Here is a 13,645-nt window from a genome sequence, read left to right as displayed (position 1 = left end):
TCATCCATTGCTAAAGTAACAGAACGTAAACTATTACAAAAATGGCAAACAAAGTAGAAGTTAAAGAATTACTAGAAGCAGGTGTTCACTTCGGACACATGACTAGAAAATGGGACCCAAATATGGCTCCTTACATCTATATGGAGCGTAATGGTATTCACATTATCAATCTATATAAAACTGCAGCTAAAATTGAAGAAGCTAATGAAGCTTTGAAAAAAATCGCTGCATCAGGAAGAAAAATCCTTTTCGTTGCTACAAAAAAGCAAGCGAAAGACATCGTAGCTGAAAAAGCAGCTGCAGCTAACATGCCTTACATCACTGAAAGATGGCCAGGTGGTATGTTAACAAACTTCGTTACTATTCGTAAAGCTGTTAAAAAAATGGCTTCAATCGATAGAATGAAAAAAGACGGTACATTTATGACTCTTTCTAAGAAAGAGCGTTTACAAGTTGAACGTCTACGCGCAAAATTAGAGAAGAACTTAGGTTCTATTGCTGACATGACTCGTCTACCAGCTGCTCTATTTGTAGTTGATATCAAAGCTGAACACATTGCGATTAAAGAAGCTCAAAAATTAAACATTCCGATCTTCGCTATGGTAGATACTAACTCTGACCCACGTCAAGTTGATTTCGTTATCCCAGCAAACGATGATGCTTCTAAATCAATTGAAAAAATATTATCTTTAGTTACTTCTGCTATTATCGAAGGTAATGCAGAAAGAAAATCTGAAAAAGAAGAAGCAGCAGCTGCTAAAGTTGATGCTCCTAAAGCATAATTTTTTAACAATATCATAAAGTCGTTATGCTGATAGTTGTCTACTTTTGTAAGCGCTGTCGATAACGACTTTTTTTATTAACTATTTAATACAACGAACAATGGCAAATATTACTGCTGCAGAAGTAAACAAGCTAAGACAAATTACAGGTGCCGGAATGATGGACTGTAAAAAAGCTTTAGTAGAGGCTGAAGGTGACTTCGATAAAGCTATCGAAGTGTTACGTAAAAAAGGACAAAAAGTTGCTGCTAACCGTTCTGACCGTGAGTCAAGCGAAGGAGTAGCTATTTCTTACGTAAATGATACTAAAACTAGAGGAGTTGTTATCACATTAAACTGTGAAACTGACTTCGTAGGTAAAAATGATTCTTTCGTTGCTCTTGCAAAAGAAATGGTTCAAAAAGCAATCAACTTCAACACAAAAGAAGAATTCTTAGCTTCTGAATTTGAAGGTATGACTGTAGCTGACAAGTTAATCGAGCAAACTGGAGTTATCGGTGAGAAAATTGAAATCGGATCTTTCGAAGTTTTAGAAGGAGCTTATATCGGTACTTACATCCACGGTAACAAAATTGCTGCTATCACTGCTTTATCTGCTGTAATTGCAAAAGCTGAGGAGTTAGGAAAAGATATCTCTATGCAAGTTGCTTCTATGGGAGCTGAAACATTGTCTTACAAAGATTTCGATCCAGAGTTCGTAGCTAAAGAAACTGAAGCTCGTATTGCTGTTATCGTAAAAGAAAATGAAGAATTAGTACGTTTAGGAAAAACTCTTAAAAATGTACCTCAATATATTTCTTACGCTCAAATTACTGACGAAGTATTAAAACAAGCGGAAGAAGATGCTAAAGCTGAATTAAAAGCTGAAGGTAAACCAGAAAATATTTGGGATAGAATTTTACCTGGTAAAATTCAACGTTTCATCAGTGACAACACTACTTTAGATCAAGAGAAAGCTTTATTAGACCAAAACTTTATTAAAGATGAGTCTAAAAAAGTTGGAGAATACGTGAAAGGTTTTGGTGTAGAAATCACTGGATTCAAAAGAGCTTCTTTAGGTTAATCAACAACCTTTTAGCAATATTTATAAAAGCCTCAGTTAATTCTGAGGCTTTTTTTTATTACTTTTACCCAGCACAACTAGTTTTTATTATGAAATTTTTAAAAAACAACCTATTAATACAGATTATTATTGCTATCGTGTTAGGTAGCGTGTTAGGTAACCGCCTCCCAGAATCAATTGGGAGAATATTCAGCACTTTTAATAGTGTTTTCGGAGGATTTTTAAAATTTATTGTTCCCCTGATCATCATTGGTCTAATAGTACCAGCAATTGGAAATATTGGTAAAAATGCCGGTAAACTTTTATTAATTACCACCGCCATTGCTTATAGCTCTACGCTATTCGCTGGATTTATCTCCTATGGAGTAAGTATTACTACTTTCCCTAATATTTTAGCCACTGAACAGCTGGGCAATATTACAGAATCTACTAAAAACTTGGAATCTTATTTTGATATCGCTATGCCCCCCATGTTTGACGTTATGAGTGCTCTCGTTATCTCTTTTCTGTTAGGAATAGGAATATCAAAAGGTAATTTCACGTATTTAGAGGGTGTTTTTAACGATTTTCAGAGCATCATTATGTCTGTTATCAATAAAGCAATCATTCCCTTCTTACCGCTGTTTATATTCGGTATATTCTTGAATATGACTTATAACGGTCAAGTATTCGTTGTACTGGATACGTTTGTAAAAATAATCGGAGTGATCTTTATCCTGCACGTCTTTGTATTAGTATTCCAATATGTAATTGCAGGTACAATAAGTAAGCAAAATCCTTTCATGCTGATGAAGAATATGCTACCCGCCTACTTCACTGCTTTAGGAACACAATCTTCTGCTGCAACAATTCCAATTACATTAGAGCAGACAATAAAAAATAATGTCGATCCAAAAATTGGAGGATTTACAGTACCTCTATGTGCAACCATTCACTTAGCTGGAAGTACCTTGAAGATAGTTGCATGTGCTATTGCATTGATGTTGGTACAAGGTCAAACAGTTGATTTTACCCTCATGGTTGGATTTATTTTTATGTTGGGAATCACTATGGTAGCTGCACCAGGAGTACCAGGAGGTGCTATTATGGCTTCATTAGGAGTATTAGCCTCTATCTTGGGATTCGATATGGAGCAACAAAGTTTAATGATTGCACTTTATATCGCTATGGATAGTTTTGGAACAGCATGTAATGTTATGGGAGATGGAGCTATCGCTATAATCGTAAACAAAATATCGAAAAGTAAAACTATACCAGCAGAAGCTTAATACAATTCAGTTCGTTTAAAATACCATGTACGAAAAAACATATCCAAGTAAGAGATTTAGAAAGACAATGGAGTTTGTCAATAAACATATTGCGAAAGACTCAACCATTCTAGACTTAGGGGTAGTTAATCCACTTTCTAAAATTATGCAAGAAGATGGATTCAAAGTTACCAATACCACCGGAGAAGATTTAGATGAAGATCAGAGTGCTTTAACAAATGGAGATTACGAAGTCTTAACGGCTTTTGAAATTTTAGAACACTTACTAAATCCTTATACAGTACTTAAATCATGTAAGGCTAATAAAATTGTAATATCAGTTCCGTTGAGATTGTGGTTTAGCACTGCCTATAGAAGTAAAACGGATATGTTAGACAGACATTATCACGAATTTGAATCTTGGCAATTAGATTGGCTTGTACAAAAAGCTGGATATAAGATCATCGATAGAGATATGTGGACACACCCAATCAAAAAGTTAGGTATCAGACCTCTCTTGAGGTGGTTTACTCCAAGATACTATATTCTTTATGCAGAAAAAATATAAATAGAAACGCTGAGATTAGTTCTCAGCGTTTTTTATTTGGCCGATGAGGAACAAGCGGGTAATTTGTTTGCTAATGATTAATGGCTATATTTGCCTCAAGCTTTAGGGGTGTCTACACAAATTGTAGGCTGAGACTTCACCCTTTGAACCTGATCTGGTTAATACTAGCGTAGGGAAAAGTAAGATGACTTCATTAAATAGGTACGACCGTGCCTTCTTGTAGCCATTCCTAAAGTTATATCTCATAAGAACAAAAGGAATGGAACTTAAAATCTATAAACACAGCGTACCGTTTTTCTGCTACAAACGATTCACTTGTAAACAGTTTATTGTAAGCCTTACTGCAATACAAAGACAGAGAATTGTAAAGGTCAATAAGACTACTAACGTCAATACTATCTCACCAACGCAGCAATTGTCTATAAGTAAGGATATACCAAATAATCACACGTACTACAATCAAGTGGTTCCATTCAATCTAACAAGTATTTACTCATTAAACTAAATAAGACAATGGAACAACACAGCATTTCACAAACGCCTTTTCCCAACTCAAGAAAAGTGTATATCAAGGGAACAATCTACCCTATTCAAGTAGCAATGAGAGAAATCTCACTAAGCGACACTAAACTCTCCAATGGAACCACAGAACACAATCCTCCCGTCACAGTATACGACACTTCTGGCCCTTACACAGATCCAAACATTACAATCGATATCCGCCAAGGAATACCACGCCTAAGAGAACAGTGGATCATAGACAGAGAGGATGTAGATATTCTAAGATCAATCACTTCAGAGTACGGCAAAGCAAGATTGGCAGATGAAAAACTCAATCATTTGCGCTTCGAATTTAGACACAACCCTAAAGTGGCTAAAGAAGGAGCTAACGTAACTCAATTATTCTATGCTAAACAGGGAATAATCACACCTGAGATGGAATACGTAGCTATCAGAGAAAACCAAAGAATAGAACAGCTAAACAAAGCTACCTCAGCTATGAAGCAGCAGCATCAAGGCAATAGCTTTGGCGCTAATACTCCTAAAAATTTTATTACTCCAGAATTTGTCCGTGAAGAAATAGCAAGTGGACGCGCTATCATTCCAAACAATATCAATCACCCAGAGAGTGAACCCATGATTATTGGTCGTAACTTCTTAGTAAAAATCAATGCAAACATTGGAAATAGCGCAGTTACATCTTCTATAGAAGAAGAAGTAGAGAAAGCAGTATGGGCTTGTCGTTGGGGTGCGGACACCATAATGGACTTATCAACAGGTAAAAACATTCACGAAACAAGAGAGTGGATAATACGCAACTCACCTGTCCCTATAGGTACAGTACCAATTTATCAAGCCTTAGAAAAAGTAAAAGGGATAGCAGAAGATCTAACTTGGGAAATATTCAAAGATACCCTAATCGAACAAGCTGAACAAGGCGTGTCCTATTTCACCATTCATGCAGGGGTACTACTGCGCTACATACACCTCACTGCTAATCGAGTGACAGGTATAGTGTCCCGCGGAGGATCTATAATGGCGAAGTGGTGTTTGTTTCACCATAAGGAGAATTTTCTATATACCCATTTTGAAGAAATCTGCGAGATCATGAAAAAGTACGATATCGCTTTCTCCTTAGGGGATGGTTTAAGGCCAGGTTCAATTGCTGATGCTAATGATGCAGCACAATTTGCAGAATTAGAAACCTTAGGAGAATTAGCCAAAATCGCTTGGAAACACGATGTACAAGTCATGATAGAAGGACCAGGACATGTACCTATGCACATGATTAAAGAAAACATGGAAAAGCAATTACGCGATTGTGGAGAAGCACCCTTTTATACATTAGGACCATTAACTACAGATATTGCACCAGGATATGATCACATCACTTCAGCCATTGGAGCGGCAATGATCGGTTGGTATGGAACAGCCATGCTGTGTTATGTTACTCCCAAAGAACACTTAGGACTACCGAACAAAAAAGACGTAAAAGATGGAGTAATTACCTATAAACTTGCTGCACACGCCGCAGACTTAGCCAAAGGGCATCCAGGAGCACAATACAGAGATAATGCGTTAAGTAAAGCACGCTTTGAGTTTCGATGGGAAGATCAATTCAACTTATCACTAGATCCTGATACGGCAAGAGAATTTCACGACGAGACTCTACCAGCAGATGGTGCAAAGGTAGCTCACTTCTGTTCAATGTGTGGACCTAAGTTCTGCTCTATGAAAATATCACAAGAGATTAGAGATACAGCAGAGCAAGGAATGCGAGAAAAGTCAGAAGAATTTATAGAAATGGGAAAGGAACTATACCTCTAAGACATGAGTAAGAATTTCACAGGGGAATTATTTTACACAAAAGAATAGCTCTCCTGTGAGATCTAACCTCTTAACTTATTAACATCAATACTTCAGTTATAAACAATAAAAAGGGAATTTATAAACACGAATAAAGAGTTATCAACATTTCATAGGGCTTATATGAGCACTTATCAACAGATATAAAGTAGTTATCAACACTAATAAAGCACAAACATATTAGTTATCAACAAAAAAAGAAAAAAGGTATAAAAACTAATACTTATCAACAGAATGAAGAAAGCAATTGAGAAAAAGGACTAACCTTGAAGTAAGTATTCCATAAAAACATCTCTTGGAATTTCTATTGCGCCTAAACTGCTCAAATGATCATTATAAACTTGACAATCTAACAGTTTATATCCCATTGACTGGAGATATTGACTTAAGTAAATAAAAGCAACCTTACTTGCGTTAGAAACCTTCGAAAACATACTCTCTCCACAAAAGATATGGCCTAAATCAATTCCATATAACCCACCAACCAAATTGCCATCCTGCCAAACCTCAAAAGATTTAGCAATTCCCATCTCGTGTAAAGTACAATAAGACTCAATCATATCATCCGTAATCCAGGTACCATTTTGCCCTACGCGTTTAATACTTTGACAATTCGTGATTACCTCTCTAAAGCAAGTATTCATGGTAATGCGAAATGAACCTCTATTCAAGACATTACGCATGCTCTTAGAAATGATTAAATTATCAAAAAACAAAACCATACGCGGGTTAGGTGCCCACCAAGTAATAGGTTCACCGTCTTCAAACCAAGGGAAAATACCAGAGTTATAAGCCAACACCAATCTTTCTGGAGAAAGGTCTCCACCTAAGGCAAGTATGCCTGATTCATGGGCTTGATCAACATCTGGAAAACTTAGGTAATGTTCATTTAAGAGAGTAATCATTTAAAAAAAGGTAAAAAAAGTCCCTAAGGTTAACTCAGGGACTTTCTATTTTAATTAAAAAGGTAAATCATCGTGTTCCTCTTCATTATAGCTTGAAGCAGGCGGAAACTGATTTCCTGTATTCTGTTGTCCAAATTGATTAAATTGGTTTTGACCTTGATTCTGAGCATACATTCCTTGGTTTCCTTGATTAAAACCACCTTGTTGCGTTTGTTGCTGTTGGAAACCTTGACCTTGTTGAGCTTGATTATTAAACCCACCTTGTTGATTGTTAAACTGAGAACCGTCATTACTTTGGTTAAAACCACCTTGTTGTGTTTGCTGTTGTTGGAATCCCTGGTTCTGTTGACCTTGGTTTCCAAAACCACCTTGGTTCATATTATTACCACCAAATCCTTGATTAGGCATTTGTTGCATATCAGGACCCGGTTGTCCAGCAGCAGCTTTCTCAATTCTCCATCCTTGAATTGTATTGAAGTATCTCGTTTCACCTTGTGGGCTAACCCATTCTCTTCCTCTCAAATTAATTGAAACACGAACAGGTTCTCCAACTTGAAATGTATCTAACAAACTAACTCTATCTTGAGTAAACTCAATCATAATATGTTGTGGATACTGCTCATCTGTTGTTACGACAACCTCTCTTTTTCTAAAACTTGAACTAATATCTTGAATATGTCCAATCAATTTGATTCTTCCTGTAACTTCCATTGTATAAATATTTTCCTCGTTTTTTATTAACTATTTTGCCAGTATGGTTTTCCAAGCCAAAGGTACATTATTTTCTTCTAAATACTTTTTAGCCAATGCAAATTTATCATTTACATTTCCACCTTGCAAGATATCACTTAATTCATTATTTGACTCTACGAATTTCAAAATATCTTCTTCACTTGGCAAGTGCTCTACATTGCCTAAAATCCCCAAGTCATTTCCATTAAAAACACCACTATCCAAAGCATCGCGTGGTATAACATCAACTCCTACTCCCAATGTAGTCAAAGGTTTTTCTACTTCAAACATCCCCTCATTAGCTCGTGAGTACCAATTGCCCCCCATGCGAGAAACTAAGTCTAATTTAGTTTGATCTATTTTCCCATCACTAGTCAGGATACCCTCATCAATGTGCATTTTGACAACTTCACAAATCACTAAATTACCAGCTCCTCCCTCATTTCCTAAACCAATTACCTCTTGCACAATGCATTCAAACTGCACTGGGCTTTCTTTAACTCTAAATGGCCTAACCTCGTCCGATGGAATCATGGTAAAACCTGCCTTAATAAATTCATTAACACCATCCTTATACTCAGTACTTGACAAAGAAGTTTGCTGTACCATATCATATGTCACGACATTTATAACTACTTGCATTGTCGCTTGTACATTGAACAATGTATGCTTACATGTATTATCCCTTACCCTTCTCGAAGGTGAAAATACCAAAATAGGAGGATTAGCGCTAAACAAATTAAAGAAGCTAAAAGGGGAAAGATTAGGCTTATCATCAGCATCCAAAGTACTAGCTAACGCAATAGGACGAGGGCCAACAGAACTCTGTAAGAAACCCTGTAGTTCCACTACGCTAATATCACTTGGTTTTATAGTCTTCATAATGTTATATTTTTGTAAAGTAGTAAATTTACAAAAGCTTTTAGAAAGGGAAAATTTTATAAGGATACAATTCTAAAAGAACTTTCTCGTTTAATTTACATACTTTTATATACGCTAATAATAATACGCAATTGAATAACAAAAAGGAAATAATACGTTGGCTTCTTGTAACAGCAGCTTTTTTCACTCTTGTACTAATTTTGTGGAATACTTATACCTTCTTCCAAATGTACAAAGAAGAAGAACGTATTAAAATGAACATCTGGGCGGAAACGACCAATACATTATACAATGCGAAACTAAGCGATACAAGTTTAGGACTCTCTCTTCTTATTCTGACAGAGAACAAGACTATTCCAATTGTACAAACTACTGAAAAAGACAGTATATTATCCTTTATTAATGTAGATGAACGAATAGTAAACAACCCTAAGAAAGCGCAGGATTACTTAAAGAAATTAAAATCACAAAATACTCCGATGGAAGTAAAAATAGGTGATGAAATCCAATATTTATATTATGGTAACTCATCCCTATTAACTAAACTCAAATACTATCCAATATCATTAGTTTTAGTATTTCTATTTTTCTCTGTACTTATCTTCAATTTTTATAGGAGCCATAGAAGTGCTATGCAAAATAAGCTTTGGACAGGTATGGCCAAAGAAACGGCGCATCAAATTGGAACTCCACTATCTTCGCTACTCGGATGGATTGAAATAATGAAGCTTGAAAACGTAGATGAGCAGATTACATCAGAAATTCACAAGGATGTAGCTCGCTTGCAAACAATTGCTGATCGCTTTTCTAAAATAGGATCTAAACCTCAACTTAGTCCCTACGATATTGTAGAAGAAACAAGAAAGACTTTTGAGTATCTCAGTCCTCGAAATTCTAAACAAATTGAATATACAATCAACCTACCTGACTACCCAATTATGATTCCTCTAAACAAAGAGCTTCACAGTTGGACAATTGAAAACTTAATCAAAAACGCCATTGATGCAATGAAAGGTATAGGTAAGTTAGACATTCTCATACAGGATAACAACAAAACTGTAAACATATTCATTACGGACACGGGTAGTGGGATCCCAAAGAAACTTCACTCAAAAATATTTGAGCCAGGCTATACAACCAAGAAAAGAGGTTGGGGATTAGGACTATCACTTACCAAGAGAATAGTAGAGCAATTTCAAAGTGGAAAAATTAAAGTTTATCACTCAGAAGTAGGCAAAGGCACAACTTTCTGCTTGACATATAAAAAACAAAAAAGTCGATAATTTCTTATCGACTTTTTTGTTTTTATTAGAAACTCAATTCCCTTACAAGGCAGCTTTAATAGCTTCAGTAACTTGCTCGAATTCAGCTGTAGTTAATTTCTCCTTCTTAGTAAAGCGCATATCATCCATTTCTTGTAAAGGGATTAGATGCACATGAACATGAGGAACTTCTAAACCGACAACAGCCATACCAACTCGCTTACATGGTATCGCTTTTTCTAAAGCTATAGCCACTTTTCTCGAAAACTTCATTAGCTCTAAATAATGATCCTCATCCATGTCAAAGATCTTATTTATTTCTTTCTTCGGAATACACAAAGTATGACCTTTAGCATTAGGATTAATGTCCAAAAAAGCTAAGAAATTATCATCTTCTGCCACTTTATAAGCAGGCAACTCCCCACTTATAATCTTTGTAAATATTGAGCTCATATTAATATCTTTTTAATTAATCTCTACCTATCTCAAGAATCTCAAACTTCATAATTCCATTTGGAACTTGAATTTCAGCAACATCTCCTACACTCTTACCTAAAAGTCCTCTACCTATAGGTGAAGTAACAGATATCTTTCCAGTTTTCAAATCAGCTTCACTTTCTGCAACTAATGTATATGTAATTTGCATTCCATTCGCCTGATTTTTGATCTTAACCTTAGATAATACTAACACTTTAGAATTATCTAACTGTGATTCATCAATTAATCTTGCACTAGCAACAACTTCTTCTAATTTAGCAATTTTAAGTTCCAATAAACCTTGTGCTTCCTTAGCTGCATCGTACTCCGCATTTTCCGATAAATCTCCCTTGTCTCTAGCTTCAGCAATTGCTTGAGAAGCCTTCGGACGCTCAACACTTTTTAACTGCTCTAATTCGTCTTTCAATTTCTTTAGTCCTTCAGCAGTATAATACGAAATCTTACTCATAATTAATGGTTTATATAAATAGAAAAAATCCCATAAATACGGGATTTCTTACAATATTGTATTTTTTTTACGTTTCTATGTTATTAACTGTGTCCTTCAACACTTTGTCAAAGTTAAATAATTAAATTTGTTTTACAAATATTTAGACAATGAAAAAAACATTAGTGCTTTTTACCACAATAGTCTTAATAACAAGCTGTTCAAAAAGTGATATCAATAATTCAAATCCCTATCTACCAAGTCAGAATGTAAGTTTAAGTATTCCCTTATCCTATGCTGATAACTTAAGATATCCAGGTGGAGTCTACGTAGATCGGTCAGCTCAAGCAGGTATTTCAGGTGTAGCTATTTACTCGTCAAATGGAATGAATGAATATTACAGTTATGAACTAACTTGCCCCAATCACCATATACAAGCAGATGGTTCTTCCATACTTATTCAAGACCCTACTCGCAAAACATTTTTCTATTGTACTGCAACACATCTGCATAATGGAGAGAAAGTTTCTTACGATATAGCTACAGGAGCTTGGGGGAGACCTGTAGGAATTAAGCTTAAATATGCTTTAAAGGCTTATCCTGATACCCAAAAAAAAGGAGACGTTATCTATGTAAAATATTAATAAAAAAAGAGGTTTTTTAAACCTCTTTCTTTTATTAATCCACAACTCTTATTTCAGCGTTTTAAAACTTAATTGTTACCCCACCTAAAATATTAAACTCTGCTTGGGAATAATAAGCAGGTCCCCAATCAGTATCATAATATCCATTTGATATATACTTGACATTAAAAATATTATTTGCTAAAACTGATACCCCTATAGACTTTACCCATCCTTTAATAGGGAACTCGTAGGTCGCATTTAAATCATTAATAAAATAGGAATCCAACTTAGACTCTTTAGCATCTATATTAGCCATATATTGCTCCCCTACAAACTTAGTTAACAAAGAAACACTCATACCCTTTATAGGCAGATAAGTCAGTGTATTCGACGCTATAAAATCAGGAGAAAAAGCGATATTAGTCGTTCCTAAATTAACTGATTGTTCGTCTATGTTTGTCTTAAAGTTCTTATTCTTATTTGTGCTTATAGTTAAACTCGGAGACCAATACACTTTATCTAAGACTTTTACATTTGCTTCGACCTCAAGTCCAAGCCTATAACTATCACCACTATTAGCTCTCAACATCCCCCCTACGTCATTGATTTCTCCTGTAAGTATCAATTGATCTTTATAATCCATCAAATAAGCATTCACATTGATTGAGGCTCTCTCTCCTTTGTGACGCCATCCTAATTCATAATCATTTAATTTCTCCGCTTTGGGCTTTCCAAGTCCTTCATAATCTTTTCTATTCGGCTCTCTATTTGCACGAGCATAAGAAAAGTAAAACTGATTCTGATTATCCAATTGGTAAGTTATTCCTCCTTTAGGATTAAAGAAGTTAAACTTGTCATTTACAAGCCCTGTTTCAATTCCATTAGCTTCATAGGTAACCCTCCTATACTGCATATCTCCAAACAGACTCCACTTATCAACAAATTGCCAAGTTGCTTTAGCATAGAAATTCATATCTGTTTTAACAGCATCATCGCGATAATATTCCTGTTTGTACGAATGCTTTACCGCTTCCTTTACCCATAGTATTTCTCCAAAGTGATCACCTTCATACTTATTCGCTCCCCCACCTAAAACTACACTAAGCTTATCCGTAGCGTACTTAGTATTGAAAACCATTCCATAAAAGTGATTATCCAAGTGTTTGCGTCTTATCAAGTCACTCTCGCGAATATCCTTTCCATCAACGATTACAGGAGATAGTCCATAACTTTCTAAATCTTGCTTCTTTTTATAATTTTCGTAATAACCATCTCCCTTCGTATAATGTAAAGAGACGTTAGAAGACCATGCGTCGTTCCATCTTTCAGTCCAGTGAAGTTGATAGTGTTTTTGAATATAATTATCCGTTTCATTCTTATAAAACTGCTCGTTTCCATTATCATCCTTATACTTTCCTGCAGGGTTATAACGTCTACCGTATTTATCAAGGTCATCTTGATAAACTCCACTCCACGCTTGATACGTTTTTTGCTTACCTCCAAAAACCAGTGCTTTAATCATAGTAGTTTCACCCACATAAGCCCCTTGTAAAAAGTATGATTTCATATCTGCCGAGGCTCTATCGATATATCCATCTGACTTCATATCAGACAATCTACCTGCCAACTCAAATTTGTTGTTGATTAACCCTGTACTAAACTTAGCAGTTGATTTCCTTGTATTATAACTACCAAAGCTATTTGAAATTTCACCATTAGCTTCATGTGAAAACTCATCTGTATTAAGGTTTAAACTTGCACCAAATGCAGCAGCTCCATTAGTTGATGTACCAACACCTCTTTGCAATTGGATATTTTGTACAGAAGAAGTAAAATCAGGCATATTCACCCAGAAAGATCCTTGAGACTCACCATCGTTATAAGGAATACCATTCAAGGTCACATTGACACGAGTAGCGTCAGACCCCCTAACTCGAAAACTTGAATACCCTATACCAGCACCAGCATCAGTAGTTGTAACAACAGAAGGCAAAAGACCTAACAATGAAGGGATATCTTGACCCAAATTGCGTTTGCTTAATTCACGTTTACTAACATTTGTAAAAGCGATAGGTGTTTTCTCATCAATATGAGTAGCTGACAACACGATTTCATTCAAGGCAGTATGCTGAATGCTATCATTTACTACTTTCTCTTGAGCCACCCCAAATACAGGTAGACTTATGGCAAGGCCACACACTAAAAATGATTTTGAAAATTTATTTTTCATTCGTAAAAAAAGTATTTTTCACAAATAAAAGGGGCAATTATTTCTATTGATTAATA

General features: G+C 35.5%; 13 protein-coding genes and 1 riboswitch. Of the genes, 7 read left to right on the top strand and 6 right to left on the bottom strand.

The window, feature by feature from the left end:
* Positions 1–41 precede the first annotated feature (41 nt).
* The 5 genes from rpsB (at position 42) to thiC (ending at position 5,988) form a co-directional block, all read left to right on the top strand.
* Positions 42–782 carry a 30S ribosomal protein S2 gene (gene rpsB, locus GJV76_RS10125; RefSeq protein WP_155092500.1) on the top strand — a complete coding sequence of 247 codons (741 nt, stop codon included), beginning with the start codon at positions 42–44 and terminating at the stop codon, positions 780–782.
* A gap of 100 nt (positions 783–882) precedes the next feature.
* Positions 883–1,845 (top strand): translation elongation factor Ts, encoded by a 963-nt coding sequence (gene tsf, locus GJV76_RS10120; RefSeq protein ID WP_155092499.1) that lies wholly within the window; start codon positions 883–885, stop codon positions 1,843–1,845.
* An 89-nt stretch (positions 1,846–1,934) separates the two neighbouring features.
* Complete coding sequence (locus tag GJV76_RS10115) at positions 1,935–3,113, top strand: dicarboxylate/amino acid:cation symporter (RefSeq protein WP_155092498.1); 1,179 nt, start codon at positions 1,935–1,937, stop codon at positions 3,111–3,113.
* A gap of 67 nt (positions 3,114–3,180) precedes the next feature.
* Positions 3,181–3,660 carry a methyltransferase domain-containing protein gene (locus tag GJV76_RS10110; protein WP_155092515.1) on the top strand — a complete coding sequence of 160 codons (480 nt, stop codon included), beginning with the start codon at positions 3,181–3,183 and terminating at the stop codon, positions 3,658–3,660.
* Positions 3,661–3,754: 94 nt separating this feature from the next.
* Positions 3,755–3,853: riboswitch (TPP riboswitch) on the top strand.
* A 320-nt stretch (positions 3,854–4,173) separates the two neighbouring features.
* Complete coding sequence (thiC, locus tag GJV76_RS10105) at positions 4,174–5,988, top strand: phosphomethylpyrimidine synthase ThiC (RefSeq protein ID WP_155092497.1); 1,815 nt, start codon at positions 4,174–4,176, stop codon at positions 5,986–5,988.
* Positions 5,989–6,287: 299 nt separating this feature from the next.
* Here thiC and aat read toward each other — a convergent pair whose 3' ends face one another.
* From aat to GJV76_RS10090, 3 genes are read right to left on the bottom strand one after another with little or no spacing between them, the layout of a single operon-like run.
* Complete coding sequence (gene aat / locus GJV76_RS10100) at positions 6,288–6,932, bottom strand: leucyl/phenylalanyl-tRNA--protein transferase (protein WP_155092496.1); 645 nt, start codon at positions 6,930–6,932, stop codon at positions 6,288–6,290.
* Between the two features lie 54 nt (positions 6,933–6,986).
* Complete coding sequence (locus GJV76_RS10095; RefSeq protein ID WP_155092495.1) at positions 6,987–7,643, bottom strand: DUF3127 domain-containing protein; 657 nt, start codon at positions 7,641–7,643, stop codon at positions 6,987–6,989.
* Between the two features lie 30 nt (positions 7,644–7,673).
* The gene (locus GJV76_RS10090; protein ID WP_155092494.1) at positions 7,674–8,546 is read right to left on the bottom strand and encodes a flavin reductase family protein; all 873 of its coding nucleotides are present in this window, start codon (positions 8,544–8,546) and stop codon (positions 7,674–7,676) included.
* 131 nt (positions 8,547–8,677) lie between these two features.
* On the opposite strand from GJV76_RS10090, the gene GJV76_RS10085 reads away from it, so the two are divergent.
* Positions 8,678–9,829 carry a sensor histidine kinase gene (locus GJV76_RS10085; protein WP_155092493.1) on the top strand — a complete coding sequence of 384 codons (1,152 nt, stop codon included), beginning with the start codon at positions 8,678–8,680 and terminating at the stop codon, positions 9,827–9,829.
* Positions 9,830–9,871: 42 nt separating this feature from the next.
* On the opposite strand, the gene GJV76_RS10080 is transcribed toward GJV76_RS10085, so the two are convergent.
* Both GJV76_RS10080 and greA read right to left on the bottom strand, forming a co-directional pair.
* A complete protein-coding gene (locus GJV76_RS10080) occupies positions 9,872–10,261 on the bottom strand; it encodes an HIT family protein (RefSeq protein WP_155092492.1) in 390 nt (129 codons plus the stop codon).
* Positions 10,262–10,277: 16 nt separating this feature from the next.
* On the bottom strand, positions 10,278–10,754 hold the full coding sequence (gene greA / locus GJV76_RS10075; protein WP_155092491.1) for a transcription elongation factor GreA: 477 nt from the start codon (positions 10,752–10,754) through the stop codon (positions 10,278–10,280).
* 149 nt (positions 10,755–10,903) lie between these two features.
* Between greA and GJV76_RS10070 the strand changes: the two genes are divergently transcribed.
* On the top strand, positions 10,904–11,377 hold the full coding sequence (locus tag GJV76_RS10070) for a hypothetical protein (RefSeq protein WP_155092490.1): 474 nt from the start codon (positions 10,904–10,906) through the stop codon (positions 11,375–11,377).
* 61 nt (positions 11,378–11,438) lie between these two features.
* Here GJV76_RS10070 and GJV76_RS10065 read toward each other — a convergent pair whose 3' ends face one another.
* Positions 11,439–13,589: a TonB-dependent receptor gene (locus tag GJV76_RS10065; protein WP_155092489.1), complete on the bottom strand. Its 2,151-nt coding sequence runs from the start codon at positions 13,587–13,589 to the stop codon at positions 11,439–11,441.
* Positions 13,590–13,645 lie beyond the last annotated feature (56 nt).

Origin of the sequence: Myroides albus (assembly GCF_009711045.1) — a bacterium.
Taxonomy (GTDB): domain Bacteria; phylum Bacteroidota; class Bacteroidia; order Flavobacteriales; family Flavobacteriaceae; genus Flavobacterium; species Flavobacterium album_A.
The sequence above is the reverse complement of the archived record's forward strand: the minus strand, read 5'-3'. Positions and strand labels throughout refer to the sequence as shown.

Excerpts from the sequence above, each read along its gene's own strand:
- GJV76_RS10115 (WP_155092498.1), top strand. The coding sequence starts at position 1,935 with ATGAAATTTTTAAAAAACAACCTATTAATACAGATTATTATTGCTATC.
- tsf (WP_155092499.1), top strand. The coding sequence starts at position 883 with ATGGCAAATATTACTGCTGCAGAAGTAAACAAGCTAAGACAAATTACA.
- GJV76_RS10095 (WP_155092495.1), bottom strand. The coding sequence starts at position 7,643 with ATGGAAGTTACAGGAAGAATCAAATTGATTGGACATATTCAAGATATT.
- GJV76_RS10065 (WP_155092489.1), bottom strand. The coding sequence starts at position 13,589 with ATGAAAAATAAATTTTCAAAATCATTTTTAGTGTGTGGCCTTGCCATA.
- thiC (WP_155092497.1), top strand. The coding sequence starts at position 4,174 with ATGGAACAACACAGCATTTCACAAACGCCTTTTCCCAACTCAAGAAAA.
- GJV76_RS10080 (WP_155092492.1), bottom strand. The coding sequence starts at position 10,261 with ATGAGCTCAATATTTACAAAGATTATAAGTGGGGAGTTGCCTGCTTAT.
- GJV76_RS10070 (WP_155092490.1), top strand. The coding sequence starts at position 10,904 with ATGAAAAAAACATTAGTGCTTTTTACCACAATAGTCTTAATAACAAGC.
- GJV76_RS10090 (WP_155092494.1), bottom strand. The coding sequence starts at position 8,546 with ATGAAGACTATAAAACCAAGTGATATTAGCGTAGTGGAACTACAGGGT.
- greA (WP_155092491.1), bottom strand. The coding sequence starts at position 10,754 with ATGAGTAAGATTTCGTATTATACTGCTGAAGGACTAAAGAAATTGAAA.
- aat (WP_155092496.1), bottom strand. The coding sequence starts at position 6,932 with ATGATTACTCTCTTAAATGAACATTACCTAAGTTTTCCAGATGTTGAT.
- rpsB (WP_155092500.1), top strand. The coding sequence starts at position 42 with ATGGCAAACAAAGTAGAAGTTAAAGAATTACTAGAAGCAGGTGTTCAC.
- GJV76_RS10110 (WP_155092515.1), top strand. The coding sequence starts at position 3,181 with ATGGAGTTTGTCAATAAACATATTGCGAAAGACTCAACCATTCTAGAC.